25 protein-coding genes, 1 pseudogene and 1 other annotated feature are annotated in these 26382 nt (G+C 69.1%); of the genes and pseudogenes, 17 read left to right on the top strand and 9 right to left on the bottom strand.

Annotated features, from left to right (window positions below; genetic code table 11):
• Window positions 1-30: 30 nt before the first annotated feature.
• Genes C4U03_RS30895 through C4U03_RS30880 form a run of 4 tightly spaced genes read right to left on the bottom strand, consistent with a single transcriptional unit; the run spans window position 31 to window position 4913 of the window.
• Window positions 31-1110 carry a saccharopine dehydrogenase NADP-binding domain-containing protein gene (locus C4U03_RS30895; RefSeq protein WP_103942850.1) on the bottom strand — a complete coding sequence of 360 codons (1080 nt, stop codon included), beginning with the start codon at window positions 1108-1110 and terminating at the stop codon, window positions 31-33.
• Window positions 1107-3098: a phosphopantetheine-binding protein gene (locus C4U03_RS30890; protein WP_103942848.1), complete on the bottom strand. Its 1992-nt coding sequence runs from the start codon at window positions 3096-3098 to the stop codon at window positions 1107-1109. Before C4U03_RS30890 ends, C4U03_RS30895 begins: the two co-directional genes overlap by 4 nt.
• A gap of 19 nt (window positions 3099-3117) precedes the next feature.
• Window positions 3118-4266, bottom strand: a complete 1149-nt coding sequence (locus C4U03_RS30885) for a methyltransferase (protein WP_103942847.1) — start codon at window positions 4264-4266, stop codon at window positions 3118-3120.
• Complete coding sequence (locus C4U03_RS30880) at window positions 4263-4913, bottom strand: FAD-dependent oxidoreductase (RefSeq protein ID WP_103942845.1); 651 nt, start codon at window positions 4911-4913, stop codon at window positions 4263-4265. Before C4U03_RS30880 ends, C4U03_RS30885 begins: the two co-directional genes overlap by 4 nt.
• A 260-nt stretch (window positions 4914-5173) precedes the next feature.
• Between C4U03_RS30880 and C4U03_RS42160 the strand changes: the two are divergent.
• Window positions 5174-5385, top strand: a pseudogene (locus C4U03_RS42160) (IS3 family transposase); the annotation flags it as partial.
• Window positions 5242-5355, top strand: a sequence feature (AL1L pseudoknot). Its footprint overlaps the pseudogene before it by 114 nt.
• A gap of 206 nt (window positions 5386-5591) precedes the next feature.
• On the opposite strand, the gene C4U03_RS30870 reads toward C4U03_RS42160, so the two are convergent.
• A complete protein-coding gene (locus tag C4U03_RS30870; protein WP_235018251.1) occupies window positions 5592-6917 on the bottom strand; it encodes a lipase/acyltransferase domain-containing protein in 1326 nt (441 codons plus the stop codon).
• 240 nt (window positions 6918-7157) lie between these two features.
• On the opposite strand from C4U03_RS30870, the gene C4U03_RS30865 reads away from it, so the two are divergent.
• From C4U03_RS30865 to C4U03_RS30845, 5 genes are read left to right on the top strand one after another with little or no spacing between them, the layout of a single operon-like run.
• Window positions 7158-7913: a nitroreductase family protein gene (locus C4U03_RS30865; RefSeq protein WP_103942841.1), complete on the top strand. Its 756-nt coding sequence runs from the start codon at window positions 7158-7160 to the stop codon at window positions 7911-7913.
• Between the two features lie 19 nt (window positions 7914-7932).
• Window positions 7933-8883, top strand: coding sequence for a zinc-binding dehydrogenase (locus C4U03_RS30860; protein ID WP_103942839.1), 951 nt, complete (start codon window positions 7933-7935; stop codon window positions 8881-8883).
• On the top strand, window positions 8880-9620 hold the full coding sequence (locus C4U03_RS30855; protein ID WP_103942837.1) for an enoyl-CoA hydratase/isomerase family protein: 741 nt from the start codon (window positions 8880-8882) through the stop codon (window positions 9618-9620). Before C4U03_RS30860 ends, C4U03_RS30855 begins: the two co-directional genes overlap by 4 nt.
• Before the next feature lie 55 nt (window positions 9621-9675).
• Entirely contained in the window at window positions 9676-10161 is a 486-nt protein-coding gene (locus tag C4U03_RS30850; protein WP_103942834.1) for a MaoC family dehydratase, read from the top strand.
• 21 nt (window positions 10162-10182) lie between these two features.
• On the top strand, window positions 10183-10890 hold the full coding sequence (locus C4U03_RS30845; RefSeq protein WP_103942832.1) for a TetR/AcrR family transcriptional regulator: 708 nt from the start codon (window positions 10183-10185) through the stop codon (window positions 10888-10890).
• A 150-nt stretch (window positions 10891-11040) separates the two neighbouring features.
• On the opposite strand, the gene C4U03_RS30840 is transcribed toward C4U03_RS30845, so the two are convergent.
• The 3 genes from C4U03_RS30840 to C4U03_RS30830 are packed head-to-tail and all read right to left on the bottom strand — an operon-like array spanning window position 11041 to window position 13105.
• Window positions 11041-11553 carry a flavin reductase family protein gene (locus C4U03_RS30840; RefSeq protein ID WP_268817556.1) on the bottom strand — a complete coding sequence of 171 codons (513 nt, stop codon included), beginning with the start codon at window positions 11551-11553 and terminating at the stop codon, window positions 11041-11043.
• Window positions 11553-12371, bottom strand: a complete 819-nt coding sequence (locus C4U03_RS30835) for a VOC family protein (protein ID WP_103942829.1) — start codon at window positions 12369-12371, stop codon at window positions 11553-11555. Before C4U03_RS30835 ends, C4U03_RS30840 begins: the two co-directional genes overlap by 1 nt.
• Complete coding sequence (locus C4U03_RS30830; RefSeq protein ID WP_103942827.1) at window positions 12368-13105, bottom strand: enoyl-CoA hydratase/isomerase family protein; 738 nt, start codon at window positions 13103-13105, stop codon at window positions 12368-12370. The genes C4U03_RS30835 and C4U03_RS30830 overlap by 4 nt, the downstream gene beginning before the upstream one ends.
• Before the next feature lie 221 nt (window positions 13106-13326).
• Between C4U03_RS30830 and C4U03_RS30825 the strand changes: the two genes are divergently transcribed.
• From C4U03_RS30825 to C4U03_RS30775, 11 genes are read left to right on the top strand one after another with little or no spacing between them, the layout of a single operon-like run.
• Window positions 13327-14826 carry an ABC transporter substrate-binding protein gene (locus C4U03_RS30825; protein WP_160147146.1) on the top strand — a complete coding sequence of 500 codons (1500 nt, stop codon included), beginning with the start codon at window positions 13327-13329 and terminating at the stop codon, window positions 14824-14826.
• A gap of 11 nt (window positions 14827-14837) precedes the next feature.
• On the top strand, window positions 14838-15671 hold the full coding sequence (locus C4U03_RS30820) for an ABC transporter ATP-binding protein (RefSeq protein WP_103942972.1): 834 nt from the start codon (window positions 14838-14840) through the stop codon (window positions 15669-15671).
• A complete protein-coding gene (locus C4U03_RS30815) occupies window positions 15668-16591 on the top strand; it encodes an ABC transporter permease (RefSeq protein WP_160147145.1) in 924 nt (307 codons plus the stop codon). Before C4U03_RS30820 ends, C4U03_RS30815 begins: the two co-directional genes overlap by 4 nt.
• A 7-nt stretch (window positions 16592-16598) precedes the next feature.
• Window positions 16599-17501 carry an ABC transporter permease gene (locus C4U03_RS30810; protein WP_103942823.1) on the top strand — a complete coding sequence of 301 codons (903 nt, stop codon included), beginning with the start codon at window positions 16599-16601 and terminating at the stop codon, window positions 17499-17501.
• Window positions 17498-18289 carry an ATP-binding cassette domain-containing protein gene (locus tag C4U03_RS30805; RefSeq protein ID WP_103942821.1) on the top strand — a complete coding sequence of 264 codons (792 nt, stop codon included), beginning with the start codon at window positions 17498-17500 and terminating at the stop codon, window positions 18287-18289. The genes C4U03_RS30810 and C4U03_RS30805 overlap by 4 nt, the downstream gene beginning before the upstream one ends.
• A gap of 16 nt (window positions 18290-18305) precedes the next feature.
• Entirely contained in the window at window positions 18306-19712 is a 1407-nt protein-coding gene (locus C4U03_RS30800; RefSeq protein ID WP_103942819.1) for a hydroxymethylglutaryl-CoA synthase family protein, read from the top strand.
• Entirely contained in the window at window positions 19702-20886 is a 1185-nt protein-coding gene (locus C4U03_RS30795; RefSeq protein ID WP_103942817.1) for an acetyl-CoA acetyltransferase, read from the top strand. The genes C4U03_RS30800 and C4U03_RS30795 overlap by 11 nt, the downstream gene beginning before the upstream one ends.
• Window positions 20886-21785 carry an SDR family NAD(P)-dependent oxidoreductase gene (locus C4U03_RS30790; protein ID WP_235018250.1) on the top strand — a complete coding sequence of 300 codons (900 nt, stop codon included), beginning with the start codon at window positions 20886-20888 and terminating at the stop codon, window positions 21783-21785. Before C4U03_RS30795 ends, C4U03_RS30790 begins: the two co-directional genes overlap by 1 nt.
• A gap of 34 nt (window positions 21786-21819) precedes the next feature.
• Window positions 21820-22317 (top strand): VOC family protein, encoded by a 498-nt coding sequence (locus C4U03_RS30785; protein ID WP_103942813.1) that lies wholly within the window; start codon window positions 21820-21822, stop codon window positions 22315-22317.
• Window positions 22317-23840: a class I adenylate-forming enzyme family protein gene (locus C4U03_RS30780; RefSeq protein WP_103942811.1), complete on the top strand. Its 1524-nt coding sequence runs from the start codon at window positions 22317-22319 to the stop codon at window positions 23838-23840. Before C4U03_RS30785 ends, C4U03_RS30780 begins: the two co-directional genes overlap by 1 nt.
• Window positions 23837-25408: a class I adenylate-forming enzyme family protein gene (locus tag C4U03_RS30775; RefSeq protein WP_103942809.1), complete on the top strand. Its 1572-nt coding sequence runs from the start codon at window positions 23837-23839 to the stop codon at window positions 25406-25408. Before C4U03_RS30780 ends, C4U03_RS30775 begins: the two co-directional genes overlap by 4 nt.
• 53 nt (window positions 25409-25461) lie before the next feature.
• Here the strand turns inward: C4U03_RS30775 and C4U03_RS30770 are convergent, their stop codons facing one another.
• On the bottom strand, window positions 25462-26346 hold the full coding sequence (locus tag C4U03_RS30770; protein WP_235018249.1) for an MBL fold metallo-hydrolase: 885 nt from the start codon (window positions 26344-26346) through the stop codon (window positions 25462-25464).
• Window positions 26347-26382 lie beyond the last annotated feature (36 nt).

The raw sequence follows: 26382 nt of genomic DNA, 5'->3' as shown, positions 1-26382 counted from the left end.
TCCAGCGAGGTCTCGTACCGGCGGTTTCGTTCAGTGCAGTTCGGCCGCGGTCACCAGGGGGTCACCGGTCAACCTGGCGAACACGTCGGCGGCGTCCAGGCACTCGGCCGCCGCCCGGGCCCCGGGCTTGATCCGGCCCTCCAGCAGCTCGCCCACGGTGATCGCCGCGACGACGCCGCTCAGCGCGTAGGAGTCGGGCGTCTGCAGGAGCAGCCGGCGGGGCCGATCAGGCCCGGCCGGCTGCCCGGGAGCGGGTACGGCCTGGAAGAGCAGCGTGTAGTAGGGGCCGGTCGCGGCGATGTCGGCGTCCGCCGCCGCCACCACCGCGGGGACGTGGCGTTCTGCCGGCCCGCCGTCCGCCCACGCGGCGGCCAGCGCCCGAGGGATGGCCTCGGTGACGTAGACCGTGTAGTTGCGCAACTCGCCGACGCCCAGGTCGGCGGCCAGCCGGGCCGTCTCGACCGACAGGAACGGCCAGGCGTGCACCCGTCCCCGGAACCCGGGCAGGGTCACCGCGCGCAGCGGGGCCAGGGCGCCCGGTACGATCCGGCCGTCCCGCCAGACCGCCAGGGCGGTGCCGAACTGCGGGCCGCGCGTGAGCAGCGCGTCCACGGCCGACAGCTCGCCGATGCGGGCGGCACCTCCCACATAGACGTCCAGGCGCGCCAGCGGACCGGTCGCCAGCAGGCGGGGCAGTAGCCCGGACAGTCCCGGCATCAGCCCGGCGGAGAACACCGCGGCGCGTTCATCCAGCTCCGGCGGGGGAGCGGACTCCAGCGCGTCGATGGCCGCCAGGTCCCCGGCGGCGTCGACGTAGTGCGCTCCGGCCGCCAGCGCGACCCGCGCCACCGCGTCCAGCACTTGGTAGGACGGGCCGGCGCAGTTCACCACGACATCACAGCCGGTGCAGAATTCGCGCAGGTTTTGAGGATCATGCAGGTCCACGCGCATGGGCTCCGCCGTGGCCTGGGGGAACGCCCGGCAGACGGCCGCCGCCCGGTCCAGGTCGCGCCCGCCGACGCGCAGCCGGCCCAGCCCGTATTCGGTCAGCCGGTCCACGACGACCCGGCCCACGGTGCCCGAGCCGCCGAGGACTCCGATCACGGTCATCGCCGCGAACCCTCCAGCCTGGCGCGGACCGCCGCCGCCAGCCCGGCCACCGTCGGAGCGTCGAGGAACTCACGGACGCTCGGCGCGGTGCCGACCTCCTTGGCGATCCTGGCCAGGGCGCGGACCGCCAGCAGCGAGTCGCCGCCGAGGGAGAAGAAGCCGGTGGCACGGTCCAGCACCGGCACCCCCAGGATCTCCTCCCACAGCTCGCAGATCCGCTGTTCCAGCTCGTCGGCCGGCGGGCCCTCCTGCTGGTCGGCGCCGCGTTCGGGCAGCCGGTCCAGCGACAGGTCACCGGTGGCGCCCTCGGGGTCGCCGACAGCGGGCAACTCGACCACCCGGTCCCAGCCCGGGCCATCGGCCAGGGACCCGATCAGCGTCAGCAGGTCGGTGAAGGCGGCGTCCACCTGGTCGGCGTCGAACAGCTCCTCCACCAGGGAGAAGACGATCGCCATCTCCTCGCGCACCTCGTAAAAGCGCACCTCTAGCGCCACCTGCGGGGTGCGCAGCTGGTGATGGAAGTCGTCGAAGACCAGCTCGCCCAGTGGTCCCGCGGACTCGGCCTGCCGCTCACCCATCGCGGCGTCCATGCCGAGGGTGCTCTGAAAGACCACGGGCCCGATCGGCCGGGTGGTGCCGCGACGCCGGGCCAGCTCACGCGAAACCTCCACCCCGGAGACCAGGTTGTGGGCGGCATGCTCGGTGAAGGTCCGCTGCACGTCGCCGGCCAACTCGGTGAACGTGCGGCCCCGCTCCAGCTCCACCGGCAGCAGCATGGTGGTGGCGAACGCCCCGATGACCCGGTGGATGTCGGGGTGCAGCGGCAGCCTGTTGAGCTGCAGGGAGTTCAGCAGCATCCGCCGGTGCCCGGCCCAGCGGGCGAGCACCACGCCGAAGGCCGTCACCATGGCGGCCGACGGCGTGACCCCATGGGCGGCACAGCGTTCGCGGAGGGCCGTCCAGCGTTCCGCCGCCAGCCGGTCCTCCCGGGTCCCCATGGTGGTGGGCCGCACGTCGCGGGGGTCGGTGTGCAGCGGCAGTGCGGGCGGGGCGGGCGCGCCGTCGAGCCGCTCCCACCACCAGTCCCGGTCGGCGGCGTACGCCTCGGTGTCACGCAACCGGCCCAGCGAGGTCACATAGTCGCCGAAGTCCACGCCCAGGGGGGCCAGCACGGCGTTCCAGTCGGCCGCCAGCGTGAGCAGCTCCCGGTTGAGCAGCGTCGCCGACCAGCCGTCCAGCGTCAGCAGGCTCATCGCCGTGTGCAACCGCCCGCGGTCGCCCGGCAGCAGGCTGAGCCGGATGTCCAGGCCAGGGCCGTCGAGTGGATTCGGCCCGGTGGTCCTCATCTCGTTCCGGACGGCCCGCAGATGAGCCTCCACCTCGTCCGGGGCGGCCTCGCGGAGGTCGTACACGCGGGGCCGGGGGATCGCTCCGGGGGAGTCGGGCGGCAGGACGTACTGCTCTCCCTCCGGGGTGATGCGGGCGCGCAGCATGGGCTGGTGCAGGGCCAGCCGCGTCAGCGCGTCCTCCAGCGCGTCGGCGGCCTCGTCGCCGTCCACGCCGACGAGACCGACGTCGCCGTAGAAGTGCGCCGAGTCATAGGACAGCTCCCACCCGTCGTGCTGCCCCACGAAGTAGCCCTGCTGGAGGGGCATGAGAGGGAACGACGCGGACGGGTCGGGACGGCGTTCGATCTCCACCGGCAGCGCGCGGGCCGCCCCTTCGCCGGACGCCCGCCGCCGGACCAGGTCCGCCAGGTGGTCGAGGGTGATCTCCACCGTCACGTCCGACAGCGCCAGCTCGACCGCCAGCCGTTTGCGGACCATCGCCGACATCCGTACGGCCAGGACCGAGTCACCGCCCAGGCGCAGGAAGCCGGTGTCGGGCGGGATGCCGGCGGGATCGAGGTCGAGCAGTTCACCCCAGATGCGGCTCAGCTCGGCCTCGATGGAGTCGGTGACATCGGGACTGGAGGAGGAAGGAGTCATCGGCTTCTCCGATCGGGCTTCAGCGTTGGGCGATGAGCAGAAGTTGTGAGAAAGCGGCCAGGGGATGGCCGGGGGACGGCAGGTCCAGCAGGGGACGCAGACCGGCGGTGGTGAACGCGTCCAGCCACTCCTGCCGGGTCAGGTAGGTGCGCGACGTGCCCGCCCGGTGATCCAGCCGTTCGGTGCGCGGGGCGCCTGGACGGGCCGACAGCAGGAACGGCATGGACACGAGCGACTGATGGTGCTCGTGGCAGGTCTCGATGAGCAGCAGCGTGCCGCCGGGAGCCAGCAGACCGGCGACGCGTTCCAGCAGGGCGCCGGCGTGGACGGTGTTGTGCGCCGCATTGACGGCGATTACCAGGTCGAACGCCGCCGCCCCGTACCGCGCCGTCAGATCGTCGTCCAGACCCAGCGTCTCGTAGCGGACGAACGGGTGCGCAGCGAAGCGTCGGCGGGCTGGATGCAGGAAGAACGGCGACAGATCGGTGAACAGGTACTCGGTGGTGCGCCTGGCCAGCACGGGCAGCAGGTCGGCGGTGAGGGAACCGGTGCCCGCCCCCAGCTCCAGCACTCTGCCGGTGGCCGCATCCGTTCGCGGCAGCCGGTGGACGCTCTCCACCGCCGCCGCGTTCAGGTAGGCGTTGATGATGTTGTGACGGTAGGCGGCGCCCGCGACTTGGAGGTCCCCATCGGGGAACAGCAGCGCCTGCGCGCTGATCTCGTCCCGCAGCAGCCCGGGCAGATGACGTAGCGAGTCGAGCAGGTAGCGGGTCAGCTCGGCCGGGTAGCCCAGTGAGCGGCGTGCCTGGTCGACGTCCTCCCGGGCGGCGACGAGCTCGGCGCGCCGGAACCTGCGCAGGCTGTGGAAGGCGCCGTCGTCGCACCGGGTGACCCATCCCTCGTCGGCCAGCGCGCGGAGCCAGTGACCGAGGATCCAGGCGTGCCGTGGGGCGGCCCCGGCCTGGCGGGCGGCGTCCTCGGGGGCCAGGGGTTCGGGGCTGTGCAGTGAGGTGGCGGCGTCCAGGAAGGCGGCGATGCCGGTCAGCACCGCCAGGTCAAGCCGCCGGACCTGCTGTGGCAGGGACGTCAGGTCGGCGGGACCGAGCACCGTGAGCCCGGCGCGGTGCGCGGTCTCGGCGGGGGTACCAGGGTGCGTCCGGGGCATCATCGGTCGGCCGGGCCGGTCGAGATCACGGCGCAGTCCTCGACGTCACCGCCGCGCTCCGCCAGCAGCGTCCCCAGGGCCTGGGCCGTCATGGCGGCTAGCCACTGCGGGATGCGTGACCTGCGGCCGGAGGCGTCCACCACCAGGTCCGCCGGGATCTCCTCCTCCGAGCCGCCGGCGGAGGCCCGTACACCCGTTACGCGTGTACGCCCGGAGTCGACCGTCAGATCCCGCACCTGCCGCCCCTCGCGCAGGCTCACCTGGGGGATCTGGGCGACGCGGCGCCGCACGATCCACTCGATCGGTTCCCTGGTCGCCGAGGGCACGACATGGGAGGGCGGATGGAACCGGCTGCACCAGCCCGCCGGGCTCAGCCACAGGTGGTCGTACGTGGTGCGCAGCGGCACCGCGCCCGCCTCGTACAGCTCCTCGGTGAACCCCGGCAGCAGTTCGTCCAGCGCCCGCTGCCTCGCTCCCATGAGCGAGTGCAGGTGGCGGCTCTGGGGCACCTCGGACCGGAAACCGGGCCCCTCGGGAAGGACGTTGCGCTCCACGACGGTCACCCGCTCGAAGCACCTGGCCGACACGGCCGCCGCCGTCAGTCCCGAGATCCCACAGCCGATCACGGCCGCATGCCGTCCACGCTTCATGGCGCTCCTCACCGGTGCTCACAGGCGGCGAACGGGACATGTACGCGCCTGTCGCGAGGTCCCGCCACCCATCACGATAGATGTTAATGATAACCATTTCCATACTGAACCACCTGGATCGGGAGACACGCGCGAACGACGCCCCCGGACCACCGGCGGCCAAGCTCGGCATCGGTCACGCCGAGACGGTGCGCAGCCGGGGGCGCAAGGCCGAGGTCGACGCCGGCGCACGGCCTGGAACGACCAGTCAGGAGTCGGCCGAACTCAAGCGGCTGCGGCGGGAGAACGCCGTGCTGCGGCGGGCGAACGAGATCCGGAAAGCGGCGTCCGCGTATTTTGCCCGGGAACTCGACCCGAGACTGCAGCGCTGGTCGAGTTCATCGATGCTCACCGGGACCGGTTCGGTGTGGAGCCGATCTGCGGTGTGCTGGATGTTGCGCCGTCGACGTATTGGGCGGCGAAGAAACGCGGCTGGAACCATCGGCTCGTGCGGTGCGTGACGAAGAGTTGAAGAAGGAGATCTGGCAGGTGTGGGAAGGCCCGGGCCGGCTGAGAACCAACGATCTGAGCCTCCGACATCGCCGGGGAGGTCCGAAATCGAGCACACCGCCGTCTTCCAGGACCCGCCGGTGTTCGTGGCGCTCGCGCTTCCGCAGGTCCTGGAAGACGACCGATGGGTCAGCCCTGTGACGCTTGGAGGTGGTCGTTGAACTGCACCGAGATGCGGTCTTGGCTTGACGGCCAGGCCGGGACCGTCAACGTGTCGGTGCGGCCACCGCCCCCGCGCTGCTGGGACACCAGGGAGATCGAGCTCTTCGTGCTCGCCGGCATGAAGAAGTCGATTCCGGTGATGAACGGCTGCGCGGCGAACACGGGGATCGGCGCGGTCAGGTCGGTGACGCCGTCCACCCCGGCGTCGTAGGCGAAGATGCCGATCGCGCGCTTGGTCCGCGGAGTGTTGGCGGCGTTCAGGACCTCCTGCCCGTTGATCCGCAGCGAGTCGCCCGCGGCGCCCTGGTCGCCCCACCATTCCTTCTGCCGGTTGATCGTCAGGGCGGAGTGGTGGTCACCGGTCTCGACCTGGGACGCGAGCCCCTCGCCGGGACGGCTGGTCAGCAGCCGGACGAAGTTGTCCGAACGCAGGAACGGCTGGAAGTACAGGTGGTGGGTGGACACATTGCCCCACACGACCGCGAACTCGTAGTAGGCGCTCCCATTGGCCTTGAACGGCCCCCAGGACCCGTCCCCAGCGATCTTGAAGGTCGCCTCGGGCTTACGGGTCTTGCGCTGGCCGGTACGCGGGTCCACCCGGTAGACCTCCAGGCTGGCGCCCTCGGCACCGACGTTGGCGGGGAACAGCACGGCGCGTCCGGACAGCCGGGTGTGCCCCGGAGGCTGCGGGACGATCGCGGTGGTGCGCGGCGACTGCCCGGTGAGGAACCGGTAGGCCTCGGTGAAGGTCTCGGGGGAGGTCACCGTCTGGGTGTGGGCCTGATCGGAGAGGTAGACGTTGCGTGCCCCGCCGACCGCCCGTGTCGTGGGCCCTTCGCCCCAAATGGCCAGGGTGGGCACCCCGCCCGGCTGGTCGGCCGAGGACGCGCCGTCCAGGTTGACATAGTGCGCGACGGTCGCCGCTCGCGCGGGCGAGCTGCGCAGGTACGCCTGCATGAGGGTGGTGCCGAGCGAGTGGGCGAACAGGTCGACCTTGTCCGTCCCCGCCTTGGCGCGCAGCCGCGCGATCCGCGCGTCAAGCCCCGCGTAGACCTCCTCCCGCGTGTTCTCCGCGAACAGCGAGTCGTACTCGTGGGCCTCGATGAGGTCGGCCGGGTAGCCGTTGGAGGCCAGCCGCCGCGCCTGCGTCTCGAACTGGGCACCGGACCCGCTGAACCCGTGGACGAAGATCACTGGACGGTGCCGCTGGGGCGGCGCCGCCTGCGCGGCGCCCGCCACCATGGTGGAGACGAGGAGAACAGCCGCCACTGCGGCGGCTAGTCGTCGGAACATCACGTCTGGGCCTCTCTGACCGGGACGCGTAGCGTCGGGGTGGTTCCGGGCCGGAGTCCCGATCAGCTTCCGATCACCTCACCCTCGGGTCAAGGGCTCCCAACGGTCTCCACGGCCGCACTGTGACCTGTCACAACCGCCTCCGCCCCCACGGCGTCACCCACAGCGTCACCATGGCCAGTAGATTCCGGCCAGCTGGTATGAAAAGATGGTAGTGATGTGTATCGGAGATCCAGGGACATGAGCAGCGGGCTTCCGTTCACCGACCTCAATCACGTCCTCACCACCACGCGGGCAGTCAGGCTTCGCCTCGACTACGACAGGCACGTGCCTGTCGGCGTGATCGGGGAGTGCCTCCAACTCGCCCTCCAGGCGCCCACGGGGGGAAACGCGGAGGACTGGCGTTGGGTCGTGGTCGGCGACACCGAACGCAAGGCCGAGCTTGCCGAGCTCTATCTCGCCGCATACGAGGAGTACGTCTGCAAACCGCTCCACAGCGCCGCGGGAGCAGAGGCCCAGGAGGTCAAGGGCCGCCTCGGCGGAGTCGGCGCGGACGGGCAGGTCAGCGATCGCACCCGGCGTATCCTTCGCGGAGCCGACCACCTGGCCCGCACCATCGGCCGGGCTCCCTACCTCGTCATCCCGTGCGCCACACGTCCTGATCCCGCCGAGGGCGCTTCGGGCACCGGCTCCGCGCTCTACGGATCGATCTATCCGGCGGTCTGGCAGTTCAACCTGGCCCTGCGCGCCCGTGGACTCGGAACCGTGATCACCACGCTGCACCTGCACCACGCCCGGCAGGCGGCGGAGATCCTCGGGATCCCCGATGGCGTCCTCCAGATCGCCATGCTTCCGGTCGCTTACACCAAGGGCACCGGGTTCAAGGCCGCGTCGCGCAGACCCGTGAACCAGGTCGCCTATCTCGATGGGTGGGGAGAGCGGTTTCCCTACGAGGACAAACCATTCGACCGGGTCACCGGGGAGGAGTCTCAATGACGAAGTTCAGGACCGCCGCATGAGAGCCGCCTACTTCACCACTCCCTTGGCCGAAGATCCCGTCAACGCCATCGAAGTCGGGGATCTCGACCTCCCCGAGGTGCCCGATGGCTGGTCCCGCGTCGACATCTACGCTGGTGCGCTCAACATGCACGACCTCTGGATGCTTCAGGGCGTCGCAACCGTTCCCGGCGGAGCGGCTCACGTCATCGGCAGCGATGGAGCCGGCATCTGCGAGGGCCAAGAGGTCCTTGTCTATCCGGTACTCCCGACGCAGGGAAGAAGCCTCGCCCACTCCGTTCTCCTCAGCGATCGCGGGTACGGACTGCTCGCCGAACAGGCGGTCGTGCCCGCCGGCGGCGTCGTGCCGAAGCCTGCCCACCTGACGTGGGAAGAGGCCGCCGCCATCCCCACGGCCTGGCTCACCGCCTACCGGATGTTGTTTACAAAGGCTCGGATCCGGGCTGGCCAGACCGTCCTCGTCCAGGGTGCCGGAGGGGGAGTGTCCACTGCGGTCATCGCACTCGCGAAGGCGGCCGGGGCCTCCGTCATCGTCACCTCGCGCTCTGCGGCGAAGCGCGAGCGCGCGCTCGAGGTGGGAGCGGACGTCGCTCTCCCGACGGGAGAACGCGTACCCGAACTCGCGGACATCGTCATCGAATCCGTTGGCCCGGCCACCTTCGACCACTCGGTGATGTCCACCAGGGCCGGCGGCACGATCGTCGTCTGCGGTGCGTCGACCGGATTCACCACGCCGCTGAACCTCGCCCGGTTGTTCGCCCGTGAGATCACCGTACAAGGGTCGACCATGGGAACGCGCGAGGAGTTCGCAGCCCTGGTCGACTTCATCGAACGGCACCGGATCCGGCCCACGATCGACAGCACTGTCGGGCTCGACGACATCCGGGTCCTGGCGAAGCGAATGCTCGGCGGAGACGCCTTCGGCAAGCTCTGCGCGGTCGTCCGATGAGCCCCGTCGTCATCGACCGCCGCGAGTCGGCGCTCTGGGCCCGTATCGATCGCCCCGAGGCCGGCAACGCCTGTAGCTCCGAGGTCATGGCCGGCCTTGAGAACTGGCTCGACCGGGCCGTCGAACCCGGGGTCCGGGTCCTCGTCCTCACCGGTACGGGCAGCAGTTTCTGTGCCGGAGCCGACCTGACCGAGGGCAGGAGCCTGCTAGGGAATCCGTCCGCGCTGTGGGAGTTCCTCGACCGTGGACGAGACCTCGCCCGGCGGCTCCGCTCGGCCGAGAAGCCCACCATCGCCGCTGTCAACGGAGCCGCGTATGGCGGTGGACTCGAACTCCTCCTTGCCTGTGACATCGCCGTTGCCGCCCGAAGCGCACGCCTCGGGGATCGCCATGTGGCGGTCGGCCAGGTACCCGGATGGGGCTCCAGCGCCATGCTGCCCTCGGCCGTGGGCCCGGCCCTCGCACGGAGGCTCCTGATCACCGGTGAAACCTGGTCCGCTGACGAGGCCGCACTCCGTGGCCTCGTCAGTGAAGTGGTCGCCGACTCCGAACTCGACGATCACGTCGCCGCGATCGCGCGGAGTATCGCGGCCCTCGAAGCCCCTGCGGTCGCTCGGATGCTCAAGGTCGCTCGGCCCGTCGGCGACGACAGTGCCTGGGCACGCGAGACCGGCACACTCCGAGAGCACATCGCCGCTCAGATCACAAGCCATGAGGCCGCGCAGCGACTGCGCTGAGGCGTCGCTGCCGTAGAATTACATTACGACCAGTCGGAATGGAGTATCCACCACCATGCGGACGCCCCAGCGAACCATCCTTCGAGAGCCGCACGAGCTGCTCGACCTGGTCGGCAGGGAACTCGGTGCCAGTGAAGTGCGGGTGGTGACTCAGGAAGAGATCGATCGGTTCGCCGACGTCACGGGGGACCACCAGTGGATCCACGTTGACGTCGAGAGGGCCAAGGCCGGTCCTTTCGGCGGCACCATCGTCCATGGCTTCCTGACGCTGGCGCTCGTCCCCCGGCTTCTTGAGGACATTCTCACCATTGAGAGTTTCTCGATGGGCGTCAACTACGGGCTCGACCGAGTACGGTTCGTCAAGCCGCTTCCACCGGGCACTGAAATCCAGGGTGTCGCCACGCTCACCTCGGCCGAGCGGATCTCCGTCGGAGACGACGGATCCGAAGGAGTTCAGGCCAAGGCGTCCGTGGTCGTGGAGTTCGCGAACGACGCCACCACGTGCTGTGTGGCGGAGATCCTGTTCCGTTACTATCCGTGACCGACACTGTGAGGGGTGCGAATGGCAGGAGATGCCGCAGTCACGGCGGCGGAGAAGGACGCGGCCGCTGGAGAGAAGGCTCCGGACGCGCCGGCGGAGGAGATCACGACCTCCCGGAGCGCTGACGCCGGCTGGAGATGGTCTGACGGCTACGATCCGCAGCGAACCCGCCGGGAGATCATCGACAGCGCGCTCCACCTGTTCGAGCGGGAAGGTTTCGACCGCACCACACTCAAGCAGATCGTTGTGGGCGCCAACCTCACCAAGGGCGCGTTCTACCATCACTTCCGGAGCAAGGAGGACTTGCTCTGGCATATCCAGAATGAGTACCTCGACACCCAGATCGAGGCGGCCCGGGAGATCGTTGAAAGAGGTCTGGATCCCGTCGAGCAGCTTCGCGCCCTCATCCGCCTCAGCCTCGCCGGGATCTCCACCTATCGGGCGCATGTCGCGATCTTCTACCAGGATAGGCGGCACCTTACCGGGGACCGGCTCCGGTCGGTCACCGAAAAGCGGGACACGCTCGAGGCCATCTTCCACGAGACCGTTCAGCGCGGCATCGACGGCGGTGCGTTCCGCCGGGAGATGAACGATCGCATCATCACGTTCGGCATCTTCGGCCTGTGCGCCTCGGCTTTCCAGTGGTTCAATCCTGACGGCAGCCTTGGGATCGACGAGGTCGCGGATCAGTTCTGCGAGCTGGTCCTCGTGGGACTCCTCACCGAGTGAGGCGGGTGGTCCCCGCACGCGGGGACCCTTAAGGGGACCACACGCTGGGGCTGGGGCGCGTCCGTGTGGATACGTCCGGCAGTGGGTCCGCGCGTGCGTGGTGTGAGTGGGATCGGGCGACGCGGCGGGTGGAGTCGGGGCGTTCCGGTGTCACTCTGTCGTGGTGACGACCGGTGTGGTGAAGCGGCCCTGGTAGAACGACAGGGCCGGCGTGTCGGTCGGCTTCAGGTGTACGTGGTCCACGCTCACCAGGATGATCGCGTGGTCGCCGCTCGTGATGATCTCGTCGCGGTGTCCGGCGAGGATGGCCGGAGTGCCCGGCAGTAGGGGGATTCCGTCCGGGCCGGGAATCCACCTGACACCGTCCAGCCTCTCCGCCCCGGTGAGCCCCGACGTCGCGAACCGCCGGGCGACGTCCTCCTGGTCCTGGTTCAGGATATGGATCGCGATGCGCTTCGCCTCTGTCAGGGTCTGGAAGCTCGATGACGAGTTCGCCAGGCAGAACAGCACCTTCGCGGGGTCGAGTGAAACCGAGGTGAAGGAGTTCACCGTCAGCGCCGCCAGCCTCCCGTCGGCGGTCATGGCGGTCACCGCTGTCACGCCGGTGGGGAACTGGCCGCACACGCGGCGGAACTGGGTGGATTCGAACAACGGTTCTGTCATCATCGGGTCACCGCCTGGGGGGAAGAGACGTAGTCGGGTCGCAGGCCGTTTTCGAGTTGGATCAGGCACACCGTGTGCCCTCCCGGGTCCTTCACCAAGTGCAGACGGCCGTTCGGGCCGTCGATCGGCCCTACGGTCGGGACGCCTCCGAGCTCGCTCGTCCGGGCGACCGCCTCGTCGAGCGATGTGACACTGAAATAGGGGAGCCACTTCGACGGCACGAGATTCGGCCACTTGTTGTCCAGTTCCAGCACGCCCGCCACGGGGACGTCGCCGAGTGTCAGGACCGTGTAGGGCTGCCCGGTCGGTGTGTCACTGCGCGATTCGGTTCCGTATTGGAACAGTGACTGGTAGTACGACACCGACTTCTGTGGCTCGCCTGTATTCAGTTCGTTCCAGCAGAGCGCCCCAGGGAGGTTGAGCATCTGGACGCCCGCGCGGGCCTCTCCCTGATACAGGCCGAAGGCGGCGCCGAAAGGATCTATCACCGTCGCCCCGGTCCCGGCCGCCGGCAGGTACCACGGTGCCGTCACCAGCTCGCCGCCTAGGGCGGCCGCCTTGTGCGCCGCCCCGTGGACGTCGTCGATGGCGAAGTAGGTGAGCCAGCCGCGCGGCCGTCCGCCGTGAAGGGCCCCCTCGGAGATCCCGGCGACATCACGCCCGTCGACGCTGCACATCCGGTACGTCGAGTCGCCGAGTCGTTCATGCCGCACTGACCAGCCGAGGAGTGCGCGGTAGAAGTCCTCCGCCTTCTCGGGCCGGGGCGTGCACAACTCGACCCAGACCGCTTCCCCCGGCCGGAACGTGGGATCCGTCACGGCGCGTCTCCCTTCTGCCCGGCGCTGACTATGGTCCGCGCGGACGTTTCGTAGGCATGGTCGGGAAGGCCGGTCTCCAGGCTCGACTCGACGACCTCGACGACCGCGCGGAGTGTGTCGCCCGGCACTGCAAGAAGCCCGTCGATCATCTTGGCGACGGCCGCGTCGAGGTCGTCGGTCGTGTCCACGACCTGGGCGACCAGGCCCCAGGAGAACAGCTGACGGCCGGTCGCCGTCGTGAGCCCGCTCAGCAGTGCGTAGGCCTGCGCGCGTGGCAACGCCTGGGTCACCACGTGGCCCACGCCGGCCGGAGCGAGCCCGAACCGCGCCTCGGGCAGGGAGACGCGGGTCGCTGCGTCCGCCACGGGAAGATGCAGGGCGCTCAGCAGGCCGACGCCGAAGCCGATGACCTGGCCGCGGACGGCCGCCACCACCGGGGTGGGCAGGCGTCTGATCCGGTCGAGTAGTTCGTCGCCGGTGCGGAGACGGTTCGCCACGGTCTCTGCGGACTCGTTCGCCAGGTCTTCGAACGAGGAGGTGTCCCAACCGCCGCAGAAGTGCCTCCCGGCCATGTCCAGGCGGATCAGGACGCGGGATGGGCCCGCGGCTGCGGTCTCCAGGGCTTCGGTCAACTCCCGCAACAGGGGGAGGTCGAAGCTGTTCCCCCGCGCGGAGTTGTCGAAGGTCACCCTGGCGACCCGCCCCCCGTGCTCATCCGTCACTGTGATCGACATGAATCAATCATACATGCCGGTCGGTATGAAGTAACGCCTTGACCTTGGAGCCCTGGACGGGTGCATCCGGCATGCCCCTGGTGGAGCCATTGACTTGATACCGGCTGGTCGGTACTTTGTGGCGAGCGTCACGGGCTTGGGTCTGAGCGACGCACGAGTGCTGTCAGCCCGACGCTGCGGACAGTCTGACGCTGTGGAGGATCCAAATGATCAAGAATGGCTTGACTCTTCGGAGACTGGCGGGTGTGGCGGCCGCGGCGGTGATGGCGGTGGGCGTCGCCGGTTGCGGAGGGGATTCGAGCGCCGGCTCGTCGGACACTTCCGACATCCGAGCGCTTCTCAATGCTCAGCCGGCCACTCTGGACCCGATCGCCGGCGCGCGCTCGGCGCAGGTCGTCTGGGCCACCGTGGTCGAGCCGCTCATCAACACCGACTCGAACCTGGAGCCCGAGCGCACCGGGATCATCACCGACTGGACCCGGACGTCCCCGACCAAGTGGACGTTCACGATGCGCTCGGGCATCAAGTTCAGCAACGGTGAGGCGGCGGACGCCTCCGCGGTCGTCGACACGCTGCTGCTCACGCGCGACGCCGACACTTCGATTCTGAAGACCTACTTCGCGAACGTCACCTCGGTCGAGGCCCCGGACGACACGACCGTCGTGGTGACGACCAAGCGTCCGCAGTACAACATTCCGAACCTGCTCACCAACGTGTACCTGGTCCCGCCGAAGTACTACAAGGAGAAGGGGCCCGAGGGCTTCTCCGCCGCCCCCGTCGGCACCGGACCGTACCTGTTCGCCGGTTCGAAGCCCGGCCGGGAGATCTCGGTCAAGGCGAACCCGGACTACTGGGGCGAGAAGCCGGCCAACACCGGGGTGACCTTCACCTGGGCGACCGAGGCCTCCCAGCGTCTCGCACTCCTGCAGAGCAAGAGCGTCGACGTCTCCTTCGACCTGCCACCGGCCCAGGCGGACCAGGCGAAGAAGGCCGGGTTCAAGGTCGTCAGCACCGAGTCCGCCATGAAGATCACCGGATTCCTCGAAACGACCAAGCCGCCCTTCGACAACGCCAAGCTGCGGGAGGCCGCCGCTCTGGCCATCAACCGCGACGAGATCGTTCAGGGCATCTTCGGCGGCAAGGCCGTCGCTGACAGCGGCCTGCTCAACGTCAAGCCCGGGACTCAGCCCACGGCCAAGGTCACCGCCGACCTTGACCAGGCAAAGCAGCTCGTCGGCTCGTCGGCCCCGGCGATCAACGTCACCTACCCTCCCGCCCAGTACACCAACATGAAGGAGGTCGCCGAGGCCGTCGGCGCGAGCCTCGAGCAGGCGGGGTTCAAGGTGAAGTACCAGCCCCTCGACTACGGAACACTGGTCAAGCAGGTGGCCGGCCGCCAGCTCAACGGCTTGTTCATCTTCGGCGCGGTTCCGAACGTGGCCGTGCCCGACTTCTTCGCCAGCGGTTTCATGAAGTCGGTCTCGATCACCGGCAACTGCCCGGACCCGGAGATCGACAAGCTGGTGGCCAAGGCGCTGGAGCAGAAGGGCACCGAAGCGGCGCAGGGCATTTACGACGAGCTCAACACCATCGGGGTCGTGCAGAAGCACTGCTACATCCCGCTGTACAAGCAGATCTACAGCTATGGGCTCGGTTCCGGAGTCGACGGTGTCGTCTACGGGCCGCTGAACAGCGTCGACTTCACGAACGCGACGCGCTGACGATGGCCGAGATGCTGAAAAGGGGGTCCCCGGCCGGTGCCGGCCGGGGACCCGGCATCCCCGAGGACGTACCGGTCCTCGCCGTCGACGGGCTCGTGGTCGAGCATCGGAACCGCACTACGGGCGAGGTCTTCCGGGCCGTCGACGGTGTCTGTCTGCGCATCGGTGCGGGAGAGAGCGCCGCCGTCGTCGGTGAGTCCGGCTCCGGTAAGACCACCCTTGCGATGGCTGCCACGGGGCTGGGGCCCCGCAGCGGCGGCGAGATCGAACTCCTGGGGCACTCGCTGGACGCGATCGGTCGGCGCAGGCTCCGGGAACTGCGTCGGGAAGTCCAAATCGTGTTCCAGGATCCGCATGGGTCGCTGGACTCGCGACAATCCGTCCGTTCAGGACTCCGGGAGTTGCGCGGGCTGCAGCGGGAGCGCACCGCATGGATCGACGATGCCGGGCTCCTCGAACGCGTCCGGCTCTCCCCGGACCTGCTCGACCGGTACCCGCACCAGCTCAGCGGTGGCCAGGCGCAACGGGTCTGTATCGCGCGCGCCCTGCTCATGCGTCCCCGGCTCATCGTCGCCGACGAACCCACGTCGGGACTCGACGTCTCCGTCCAAGCCGACGTGCTGGAACTCCTTCGAGAAGTACGGGAGAGCACAGGAGCCGCCATGCTCATGATCAGTCACGACCTCGCGGTCGTCCGGGCCGTCTGCGACACGGCCCATGTCATGCGGCACGGACGGGTCGTGGAGTCCGGTCCCTGCGAGACCGTTTTCACGAGCCCCGCCGATGACTACACGCGCGAGCTTCTCGCCGCGATGCCCGGAGGGCGATGGAGGGCCCGCCGATGAAGGCCGCCCGTCTTCGGCGCGTCGCCGCCCGCGTCGGGGCCCTCTTCGCGTCGCTGTTCATCGCCCTCACGATGGCGTTCGCGCTCGGCAGGCTCTCGGGAGACCCGACGGCGAACATCCTCGGCCCCACGGCCCCGCCCGAACAGCGCGAGGCGCTCCGGCAGCAGCTCGGACTCGACCGGCCGCTGCTCACGCAGTACTTCGACTACATCACGGGCGTCTTCACCGGGAATCTGGGCGAATCGCTGCAGTTCTACCAGGCCAACACCACGTTGATCTTCGACCGGGTGCCCTACACCCTCCAACTGGTCGCGGCCGGCATGGCCATCGCGATCATCATCGGTGTCCCGCTGGGCGTCCTCGCGGCGACCCGCGAGGGCACCTGGTGGGACCGGGCGGCGTCCACGGTCGCCCTGCTCGGCCAGTCCATTCCGGTCTTCTGGCTCGGCATGATGCTCGTCGTCCTCTTCGCCGTGAAACTGGGGTGGCTTCCGGCCGGCCAGTCCGGAACCCCACGCCACCTCATCCTGCCGAGCCTGACGATGTCGCTGTATCCGATGGCGCACATCGCGCGGCTGACGCGGGCGTCCATGAGCGAGGCACTCGCCGAGCCGTTCATCGACTCCGCCCGCGCACGCGGGATCAGCCGGACGCGCGTCGTGTGGAGGCACGCCTTCAAGAATGCCCTGATGCCGGTGCTGACCATCGTCGTCCTGCAGACCGGGATCCTGCTGTCCGGCGCCGTTGCGGTCGAGTACGTCTACTCGTGGCCGGGCCTGGGGCAGCTCGCCCTCCAGGCGATCCAGTTCCGCGACTTTCCGCTGGTCCAGGCCATCGTGGTGTTCGGCGCCGTCGTCTTCGTTCTCTTGAACCTGCTCGTCGATGTCATCCACTCCGTCGTCGACCCGAGGGTGAGGTGAGACCACGATGAGTCGGCTCGAACTCGACTCCCGTACGTCCAAGGGAGAGGCTCCCAAGGCCCCCAAGGCCCGGAAGCCCCGGCGCGCCCGCACCTCGGTGTTCTGGCTGGCCATGCCGCTGTTGGTGATCGCGGCCCTCGTCTTCGTCCTCCCGGTGACCGGTCTCCTCCCGGAGGAGGGACAGGATCTCACGAGGACACGACAGCCACCTGCGTTCCTGTCCGGCGGCACCTGGGAGCACCCCCTCGGCACCGACAAGCGGGGCCAGGACGTCCTCACGGAACTGGTGACCAGTGGCCGGTTGACGATCATGATCGGCCTGGTCGGCGCACTGGTCGCGATCGGCCCCGGGGTCCTGATCGGTCTTCTCGCGGGCTACTTCCGCGGCTGGGTCGACAAGGTGATCTCCATCCTCATCGACGCCCAGCTCGCACTGCCGTTCATCCTCATCGCCCTGGCGATCATCTCCAACCGCGGCAGCTCGCTGCCGGTGCTGTTCCTCGTCCTGGCGCTCACCGGATGGGCCGCCTGCGCCCGCGTGACGCGCGCCACGACCCTGGCCGTCCGCGAACGGCAGTTCATCCTCGGGCTGCGCGCCGTCGGAGCCTCAGAGGCCCGGATCGTGTTCCGGCACGTACTGCCGAACCTCGCCGGGACGATCGTTGCCCTGGGAACGCTTCAGGTCGGCACCGCGATTCTCGTCGAGAGCGCACTCAGTTTTCTCGGCCTCGGTGTCGTGCCGCCCAAGGCCAGCTGGGGCTCCATGCTCGCGTCAGGCCAGGACGAGCTGAGCCAGGCGTGGTGGATCGCGTTCTTCCCAGGACTCGCCATCACCGTCCTGGTCCTGTTGGTCAACCTCCTCGGTGATGCACTGCTCACCCACCACGACCCACGAAAGCGACGCCGATGACGGAGCTTGTCAACATCTCGGGTCTGTCCATCACGGCCCGTCTCTCGCATGGTGACCTCCGGCTGCTGGAGGACGTCGACCTGGATATCGGGCGTGGTGAGGTCGTCGGGGTCGTCGGTGAGTCCGGCTCCGGCAAGACCACCTTGGCCCGGTCCGTCGTAGGGCTCCTTGAGAAGAACGTCCGCGTGGACGGGGGATCGATCTCTCTTGCGGGAGAACAGATCATCGCGCCGGGCGTCGACCGTACCGGCCGGGTCCGCGGCACCGCCGTCGGAATGGTCTTCCAGGACGCGTCCCGCTCGCTCAACCCGCTCATGAAGGTGCGGGCCCACCTCGCGGAGGTCCTTCGTCGGCATGTGCGCGGCATCAGCAGGAACGACATCGAGCGCCGCTCGGTCGAGGTGCTCGAACAAATGCGGATCACCGATGCGAAGCGCGTCCTCGACAGCTACCCGCACCAGCTGTCCGGAGGTCTCCGCCAGCGGGTCGCCATCGGCCTCGCGGTGGTCACCCGACCGTCGTTGGTCATCGCCGACGAGTGCACCACGGCACTCGACGTGACCACTCAGACCAAGGTCGTCGAACTCTTTCGATCCCTTGTCGACGAGCTCGGCATCGGGCTCCTGTTCGTCACCCACGACCTGATGCTGGCCAGCGACCTGTGCGACCGCATCGCGGTCATGAACAGCGGCCGTGTGGTCGAGCAGGGCCCCGCCATGGAAGTGCTCGACCGGCCCCGGCAGGACTACACCCAGCGGCTGCTCAGAGCCATCCCTACCTGGAGCTAGGAGGCACGACCCACTCATGCCCGAACAGAACGGCATCGGCGCGTACGCGGCGTACCTGCCCGCATACGTACTGGCCGGCAACAGTCTCGACGGTGCCGGGCCGCGTGCCGGGGGTCCGGCGCGCAGCGTCGCCGCGTTCGATGAGGACACCGTGACGATGGCGGTCGAGGCGCTCCGTGGGATCGCCGCCGACACACCCGCCGGTCACCAGATCCTCCTCGCGACGACCAACGCGCCCTACGAAGGCAAGACCTCGGCGGGGATCGTGCATGAGGCCCTCGGCCTGGACCCCGGCGTGGCCGCCGCCGACCTGCGCGGCCACCGGGCGGGCGCGACCGCGCTCGACCTGGTGATCCGGGCCGGCGCCGCCGTCGCGCTCTCCGACGTTCGCACGACCCGGCCCGGCGCGCCCGACGAACTCGCGCAGGGCGACGCCGCCGCCGCGTTCACCGCCGGTGACGCCGCGGCCGTCCTGCTGTCCCGCGCAGGCCGGACCACCGAGGTGCTGGACCGGTGGCGGCTCTCCGGAGAGCGGCACGACCACGTCTGGGACGAGCGGTTCACCGCTGAGATCCTGGTCGCGAGCGCAAAGGAGGCGGCGCACCGGGCGCTGGCCGACGCGGGCCTGGACACCGTCGACCACGTCGTCGTTGCGTCCTCCAACGCCCGCGCGGCCGCGGCCCTCCGCCGCACCTTCGGCGGGTCCGGCGAGGACGCCGAGATCGAACGGCTCACCGGCTACACCGGCGCCGCCCACCCGGGCCTGCTGCTCGCCGCGACCCTTGACGTGGCCCTGCCGGGGCAGACCGTCCTGCTGCTTTCGGCGGCCGAGGGCGCGGACGCCTTCGTCCTCCGGGTCGGCGGCGGCGTCCGGACCGCGCGCGGCGGACGCTCGGTGCGGGACCAGCTCGCCGACCGGGAGAACCTCTCCTACGGCCGCTATCTGCGCTGGCGCGGCCTGCTCGACGTCCAGGGCCCGGCCCGTCCGGCCGCGCCGTCTCCCGCCGCCCCGCCGATGCACCGCCGGGCCGCCTGGAAGTACCGGCTCGAAGGAGCCCTCTGCGACGCCTGCGGCGGCATCACCACACCGCCGGGCCGGGTCTGCGCGTCCTGCGGCATCGCCGGAGACGCCGGCGCCCCGGGCAAGGTCTCGCTGCGCGACCGCGTCGCCACCGTGGTCTCGGTCACCCGGGACCGTCTGACGACCATGCCCGAGGCCGAGGTCGCGATCGTCGTTGCGGACTTCGAAGCCGACGGCACCAGGGGCGGTCGGCTCAGCGCCTATGCGACCGACGTCGCTCCCGAGGCCGTCGTCGTGGGTATGAAGATGCGGCCCACGTTCCGCCGCCTGTGGACCACCGACGCGATCCACAACTACTTCTGGAAGCTCCGTCCGTGGGAGGCCACGACCAATGACGACTAGCCGCATGGCCCACGACGTGGCCATCGTCGCGATGGGGTGCACGCCGTTCCGCGACCATTGGAACTCCTCGGCCGACGACCTTGTTGTTGACGCCGTCGACGACTGCCTGAAGTCCCTGCCCGGCCTGTCAGTGGGGGACATCGACGCGTTCTGGGTCGGCACCCAGGGGACGGGCCTCTCCGGCCAGGTCCTCGCCAGACCGCTGCGCCTGGTCGGAAAGCCCGTGACCCGAGTCGAGAACTACTGCGCGACCGGTTCGGAGGCGTTCCGCAACGCGGTCTTCGGCGTCGCGTCCGGCGCCTACGACGTCGTCATGGCCACAGGCGTCGAGAAGCTCAAGGACAGTTCACAGTCCGGTCTGTCCGCGGTCCTTCCGCCCTCGGACGGGACCGACATCGACTGGACCGCCCCGGCGGGATTCTCGCTGCTGGGCCCCGCCTACCAGGCGGCGTACGGTGTCGGTGACCGTGACATGCGCAGTGCGCTGACCCGCGTCGCGGTGAAGAACCACGCGAACGGGGCCCTCAACGAGCGCGCCCAGTTCCGCAGGCCCGTCACGGCGGAGGCCGTCGAGAGCGCGCCGCGCATCGCGGGCCAACTCGGCGTGCTGGACTGTTCCGGCGTGTCCGACGGGGCGGCGGCGGCCGTCATCGTCCGCGCGGAGGACGCCTTCGACTACACCGACAAGCCGGTGTTCCTGCGGGGCATGAGCTTCGTCGCCGGCTCCGGTGCCGGGCTCGCCACCGGCGGGTACGACTTCACGACCTTCCCCGAGGTCGTCGCCGCGGCGGAACAGGCCTACACGCAGGCGGGCGTGACGGACCCGGCGACGGAGATCTCGCTCGCCGAGGTACACGACTGCTTCACCCCGACCGAGGTCGTGCTCATGGAGGACCTCGGGTTCTCCGAGCGCGGCAAGGCGTGGCGCGACATCCTCGACGGCCGGTACGACCTCGACGGCGCCCTGCCGGTCAACACCGACGGCGGCCTGAAGTCCTTCGGCCACCCGATCGGTGCCACCGGCCTGCGCATGATGTTCGAGTGCTTCACCCAGCTTCGCGGCGAGGCGGGCGCGCGGCAGGTTCCGGACGCCGAGCTCGCCGTTGTGCAGAACCTGGGCGGCCAGCCCGGTTCCTCGGTCGCGTTCGTCGCCGTTCTGGGGAGTGAGCTGTGATGGAGAAGGTCGATTTCGAAGGCAGGACCGTGATCGTCACCGGTGCCGGCAACGGCATCGGCCGGGCGCACGCGTTCACGCTGGCCGAACGCGGGGCGCGGGTGGTCGTCAACGACCTCGGCGGGGCCGTCGACGGCTCGGGCTCCTCGGGCGCCGCCGAGGCGGTCGCCCAGGAGATCCGCAGACTCGGCGGCATCGCCACCGCGTCCACGGACTCGGTGGCGACCGTCGAGGGCGGCGCCGCCTTGGTACGGCGGGCGATGAACGAGTTCGGCCGTGTGGACGCCGTCATCCACAACGCCGGGATCCTGCGGGACCGCACCTTCGGGAGGATGACCGACGACGACATCACCGCCGTCCTCGACGTCCACCTCGGGGGAGCGTTCAATGTCCTGCGCCCGGCGTGGAAGCACATGGTCGAGCGGGGCTACGGCCGTATCGTGCTCACCACCTCCTCGTCCGGGCTGCTCGGGACCTTCGGCCAGTCCAGCTACGCCGCTGCGAAGGCGGGTCTCATCGGCCTGATGAACGTGCTGGCGCTGGAGGGCGAGCGCTACGGAATCCGCGTCAACGCGCTGTCGCCGACCGCGGCCACGCGCATGACCGAGGGCCTCCTCGGCGAGCTGGCCGACCGGTTCGACCCGCGGCACGTCGCGGCGGTCGCGGCCTACCTCGCCTCGGAGCAGTGCGATCTCAACCGGCAGATCCTCACGGCCGGCGGCGGCCGCGTCGGTCGGATCTTCCTCGGCGTGACTCCCGGCTGGTACTCGGGGCCGGAGCCCGCGTCGCCCGAGGACATCCTCGAAGCGATCGACGAGATCCGATCGCTCGACGACCACATCGTTCCCCGAAGCGGTGCGGACGAGGTCGCGCTCATCCAGAAGGTTCTCGGCGCGTAGCCGCTTCGTGCCCGCTCAGGAGAGAGAAGAAGTCATGCCTGTCAGCGAAGTCCACCACGTGGCGATAACCGTCTCCGACCTTGATCGCGCCGCCGACTTCTACGAGAAGGCCCTCGGCTACAAGAAGACGCTGCGGACCGACGTCGGCGGGCCCGGGATCGAGGAGAGCCTCGGGCTCCCGAAGGGGACCACCGGCAAGGTTCAGTACCTTCAGGGCCCGACGCAGATAGGTCAGCTCGAACTCATCGAATGGAACGGTACAAAGAAACGCACCGCGACCGCCGGGCATCTTGAACTGGGCACCTTCCTGCTGAGCTTCCAGGTTCCGCGTGACGAGATCGCCGAGGTCCACCAGCGGCTCGTGGACCTTGGTGCCGAGTGCATCCGTCCCCCGCAGCGGGTGCTTCTGGAGAACTACGGCTACATCACGGCGTTCGCCGCCCGTGACCTCGACGGCAACTTGCTGGAGTTCGTCAGTCTTCCCAGCCGGGAGGAGATCCTGGCCTTCCGCAGCGGGGAAGACGCGAACTGATGGCGACGAGCAACTTCAGCGAGACACTTCGCGTCCAGGCGCTCCGCCGCGCCGGACGCGAAGCCCTCGTCGGCGACGGCAGGCGCTGGACGTATGCCGAGCTCGACGCCGACGTCGACCGGCACGCCGCCGCCCTCCTCAGCGGCGGTGTCACGGCGACGGACATGGTCGGCGTCCTGGGACGCAATACGGCCACCTACGTCATCGAGCTCCTGGCCCTCAGCCGCATCGGCGCCGTCGCGGTGCCGTTGAACTGGCGTCTGCACGCCAACGAGCAGGCGTACATCATCGACCAGGCCGGAATCACCTGCCTCCTGTACGACGACGACTTCCGGGCCGACGCGGCCCACCTTAAGGAGAACACCCGTCTGCGGGTCGTCATCGCGAACGGGCAGGACCCACTCCCGGGCGTTGAACGTCTCGACACACTCCTCAGCGCCCAGTCGCCGGACGTCCGCGTCGCCGATGCAGAGAAGGGCCCCGACGACGTACACCGGCTCCTTTACACATCCGGCACCACCGCCCGCCCCAAGGGTGTCATCCACACGTACGGCAACCTGGTCGCCAACCATCGGGCGCAGATCCTCGAACTGGAGCTCACGCAAGACGATCGAATCCTCATCTCGGCCCCTCTGTTCCATGTCAGCGGCCTGGAGGCACCCGGGCTCGCGACCTTCGTCGCCGGAGGCACAATGGTCCTCACGCCGACGTTCCAGGCCGCCGACATCGCCCGCATCGCCGCCGAAGAACGCATCACCGGGATGGTCCTCGCCGCCCAGATCCTCTTCGGCATCATGGAGCTCGACCCGCTTCCCCGGCTCGACGACCTGCGCTACCTTCTCTTCGCCGGTGTGGCGCCGAGCGTCCGCCGCAAGGTGAAGGACCTCTTCCCGCATGTGCGCACCGTCGACACGTTCGGCATGACCGAACTCTGCAACGGTGTCTGCTACATGGACGCGGCCCACGAGGAGTCCAAGCTCGGCGCGCTCGGGGCCCCCTTCCCCGGAGTCCACATCCGCATCGTCGACGAGGACTTCCAGGAAGTGCCGCCCGGCGTCGAAGGCGAGATCATCGTAAGAGGCGACAAGATCTCGCCCGGATACTGGAACGACGACGAGGCCAACAGGGCCACCCGCCGGGACGGCTGGTTCCTCACCGGCGACGTCGGCCGGATGGACGAGGACGGCTACCTCTGGTTCGTCGACCGCCGTGCCGATCTCATCAAGTCCGGTGGCGAGAACGTCGCCGGCGCCGAGATCGAGCGGGTCATCGCCCGGCATCCGCAGGTCGCGGAAGTTGCGGTGATCGGTGTCCCGGATGAGAAATGGGACGAGGTCCCCAAGGCCTTCGTCATCCTCCGCGAGCCTGGCGCGGTCGCGCCCGAGGAGATCCGGCGGCATTGCCTGGACGATCTCGCCAAGTACAAGGTGCCCAAGTACGTCGACATCGTCGACTCTCTCCCGCGCAACGACTCGGGCAAGGTCCTGAAGAAGAGGCTGCGTGAGCGGGAAGAGGCGCCATGAGCACGGCGAACCTCGCTCGGATGCTCGGCCTCCACGCCGTCCGTTTCGCCGACAGGGACGCGCTCGTCTTCGAGGGCCGACGCTGGACGTACAGCGAACTCGACATCGACGTGAACGCGCTCGCGGCCGGAATCGCGGTGGACGGCGTCACCCGCGGCACTCGTGTCGCGGTGGTCGCCGACAACGTCCCGGAGTTCCTGATCCTGTCCCTGGCGCTGGCCAGGCTCGGTGCCGTGTGCGTACCACTGAACTACCGGCTGACCTCGGGTGAGCTTGGGCATCTGATGGAGCGTGCCGGGGTCGAAGCGGTCGCGACCGTCCCCCAGTTCGCGGAACTGACGGCGAGGGCCGTCGCCGGACTACCGATGGTCCGCCGGCTCGCGCTCGAACCCATCGACGACAGCTGGCGGGAACTGCCTGCGCTCATCGCGGCCCACAGAGGGGAGAAGGTCCCGGACGCCGAATTGGACGACGCGGCGCTTCAGCGAATCGTGTACACGTCGGGGACGACGAGCCTGCCCAAGGGCGTGATGCTGACTCACGGCAACGTGAACGCCAACATGCACGCTCAGATCGTCGAGCTGGGACTTCGTCCGACCGACCGGATCTTGAACTTTGCACCGCTGTACCACGTCGGCGGCACCGACCTTCCCGGATACGCGATCTGGCATGTCGGCGGTTGCATGGTCGTTCAGCGACGGTTCGAGCCGGCCGGCGTCCTGGCCGCGATCGAGGCCGAGGGCATCACCGGCATGGTGGTCGCGGCGACCATGCTCGACATGATCCGACGCGAGGCGGACACGGTGGACGCGGACCTGTCCACGGTGCGGTGGCTGATCTTCTCTCAGGTGACCTCCGCATTGTTCAAGGTCGCTCACACGCTGTTCCCCAACGCGCGCCTCATCGAGGGTTATGGCCTCACGGAGACCTGTAGTGGCCTCACCTACCTGGATGAGGCCCACATGGAGAGCAAACAGGGCTCGGTGGGCATCCCCGTTCCCTGGGTGGACGTCAGGGTCGTCGACGCCGAGGGGAACGACGTCGGCGTGGGGGAGAACGGCGAAGTGATCGCTCGTGGCCCCAAGGTCAGCCCGGGCTATCTCGACGACCCCGTCGCCACCGCCGAGGCGTTCCGCGGCGGCTGGTTCCACACGGGTGATGTCGGCTGCTTCGATGAGGACGGTTACCTCTACATCAGGGACCGTCTGAAGGACATGATCCGCAGTGGTGGCGAGAACATGTCGAGCGCTGAGATCGAGAACGTTCTCGCCGACCATCCGCTGGTTCTCGCGGCCTCGGTGGTGGGGGTCCCGCACCCCGTGTGGGTCGAGGTGCCGGTCGCCTTCGTCGTCGGCCGGCCGGGACTTGTGGCCGACGATCTCATCGACCACGCACGTGAGCGTCTCGGGAAGTTCAAAGTTCCCCAAGAGATCTATCTCGTCGAGGAACTCCCCACGAACCCCTCGGGCAAGGTCCTCAAGCGGGTCCTGCGCGAGCTCCGCCTGGCCATGACCCCGGATTGGGCCTATGCCAAGCCGAGTCCGGACGAGCCGGGGACGCCCACGTAGGCGTGTGCCGGGGCCGCACGGGCGGATCGCCGCCCGTGCGGCCCCGGCGCCGGTCACTGTGTGACGGCGAGGACGAGTGACAGCGTATGTATCAGAGCGAAGCGCCTGGCCCCCGTACCGAGCTCTTCCCATGGCCTGGCCCGATTCAGGTGCGGCGCGATCTCCCACGCCGAGTCGTGGGTCCGCAGGAGTTTCTCCACGGTGTCGAGCTCGGCCTGGTGGAAGGCCTTCAGCTCCCGGGCCCGCGCGGCGATGTCTCGATAGGGGAATTGGTGTGCCGGGCAGGCGATCTCGACCCCGAGATCCCGGATGCGGTCCAGGGACGTGAGCAGGTCGCCTGCGGGGTTGTCCGCCGGCAGGCTGGGGATGGCGAGCTGAGTCGGCCCCTCGGCCATCATCGTGTCGCCGGTGAACACGACGCCGCGCGAGGTGTCGACGTAGACGGTGTGCCCGTAGGTGTGTCCGGGCGTGGGGATCCCGAGGATCGTGACGTCGCCGAGGACGTGCTCGGTGTCGCGCTCGGGGGCCAGATCGAGTTCCAGGCTCTCCGAATGCCTGGCGACCGGGACCGCGGCGTCGTACATGCCGTCGATCACTTCCTGCGGCGCACCGGTCAGCTCCAGGGCTCTGCGCAACTGGACCAGGAATCCGCCACCACGCACGCGCTTCTGATGGGCGAAGTCGTCGTCACGCCCCATCACGACCTTGGCGCCGGTCGTGGCTCGGACCCGGTCAGCGAAGCCGACGTGGTCGGGGTGGTTGTGGGTGAGCAGTACCAACCGGACGGCGCCGAGGTCGTGCCCGATCTCGGCGAGGGACCCGGTGAACGACTCCCAGCAGGAGGGATGCTCGTAGCCGGCGTCGATGAGGACGAGTCCTTCGGAGGTCTCGACGAGGAAGACGGTGATGAACCGAAGGGGGCTGCCGCGGAGGGGCACCGGAACGGCCCAGACGCCGTCCGTGACCCGCAGCGG

This window comes from Thermomonospora echinospora (assembly GCF_900108175.1).
GTDB classification, from domain to species: domain Bacteria; phylum Actinomycetota; class Actinomycetes; order Streptosporangiales; family Streptosporangiaceae; genus Thermomonospora; species Thermomonospora echinospora.
This window is presented reverse-complemented; position numbering and strand designations above follow the sequence as displayed.

Bases quoted from the DNA above. Each gene is read 5' to 3' on its own strand.
- C4U03_RS30855 (WP_103942837.1), top strand. From the start codon at position 8,880: ATGAGCCCCGTCGTCATCGACCGCCGCGAGTCGGCGCTCTGGGCCCGT.
- C4U03_RS30790 (WP_235018250.1), top strand. From the start codon at position 20,886: ATGGAGAAGGTCGATTTCGAAGGCAGGACCGTGATCGTCACCGGTGCC.
- C4U03_RS30845 (WP_103942832.1), top strand. From the start codon at position 10,183: ATGGCAGGAGATGCCGCAGTCACGGCGGCGGAGAAGGACGCGGCCGCT.
- C4U03_RS30800 (WP_103942819.1), top strand. From the start codon at position 18,306: ATGCCCGAACAGAACGGCATCGGCGCGTACGCGGCGTACCTGCCCGCA.
- C4U03_RS30830 (WP_103942827.1), bottom strand. From the start codon at position 13,105: ATGTCGATCACAGTGACGGATGAGCACGGGGGGCGGGTCGCCAGGGTG.
- C4U03_RS30785 (WP_103942813.1), top strand. From the start codon at position 21,820: ATGCCTGTCAGCGAAGTCCACCACGTGGCGATAACCGTCTCCGACCTT.
- C4U03_RS30870 (WP_235018251.1), bottom strand. From the start codon at position 6,917: ATGTTCCGACGACTAGCCGCCGCAGTGGCGGCTGTTCTCCTCGTCTCC.
- C4U03_RS30880 (WP_103942845.1), bottom strand. From the start codon at position 4,913: ATGAAGCGTGGACGGCATGCGGCCGTGATCGGCTGTGGGATCTCGGGA.
- C4U03_RS30895 (WP_103942850.1), bottom strand. From the start codon at position 1,110: ATGACCGTGATCGGAGTCCTCGGCGGCTCGGGCACCGTGGGCCGGGTC.
- C4U03_RS30820 (WP_103942972.1), top strand. From the start codon at position 14,838: ATGCTGAAAAGGGGGTCCCCGGCCGGTGCCGGCCGGGGACCCGGCATC.
- C4U03_RS30890 (WP_103942848.1), bottom strand. From the start codon at position 3,098: ATGACTCCTTCCTCCTCCAGTCCCGATGTCACCGACTCCATCGAGGCC.
- C4U03_RS30805 (WP_103942821.1), top strand. From the start codon at position 17,498: ATGACGGAGCTTGTCAACATCTCGGGTCTGTCCATCACGGCCCGTCTC.
- C4U03_RS30840 (WP_268817556.1), bottom strand. From the start codon at position 11,553: ATGACAGAACCGTTGTTCGAATCCACCCAGTTCCGCCGCGTGTGCGGC.
- C4U03_RS30775 (WP_103942809.1), top strand. From the start codon at position 23,837: ATGAGCACGGCGAACCTCGCTCGGATGCTCGGCCTCCACGCCGTCCGT.
- C4U03_RS30865 (WP_103942841.1), top strand. From the start codon at position 7,158: ATGAGCAGCGGGCTTCCGTTCACCGACCTCAATCACGTCCTCACCACC.
- C4U03_RS30860 (WP_103942839.1), top strand. From the start codon at position 7,933: ATGAGAGCCGCCTACTTCACCACTCCCTTGGCCGAAGATCCCGTCAAC.
- C4U03_RS30810 (WP_103942823.1), top strand. From the start codon at position 16,599: ATGAGTCGGCTCGAACTCGACTCCCGTACGTCCAAGGGAGAGGCTCCC.
- C4U03_RS30815 (WP_160147145.1), top strand. From the start codon at position 15,668: ATGAAGGCCGCCCGTCTTCGGCGCGTCGCCGCCCGCGTCGGGGCCCTC.
- C4U03_RS30850 (WP_103942834.1), top strand. From the start codon at position 9,676: ATGCGGACGCCCCAGCGAACCATCCTTCGAGAGCCGCACGAGCTGCTC.
- C4U03_RS30885 (WP_103942847.1), bottom strand. From the start codon at position 4,266: ATGATGCCCCGGACGCACCCTGGTACCCCCGCCGAGACCGCGCACCGC.
- C4U03_RS30780 (WP_103942811.1), top strand. From the start codon at position 22,317: ATGGCGACGAGCAACTTCAGCGAGACACTTCGCGTCCAGGCGCTCCGC.
- C4U03_RS30795 (WP_103942817.1), top strand. From the start codon at position 19,702: ATGACGACTAGCCGCATGGCCCACGACGTGGCCATCGTCGCGATGGGG.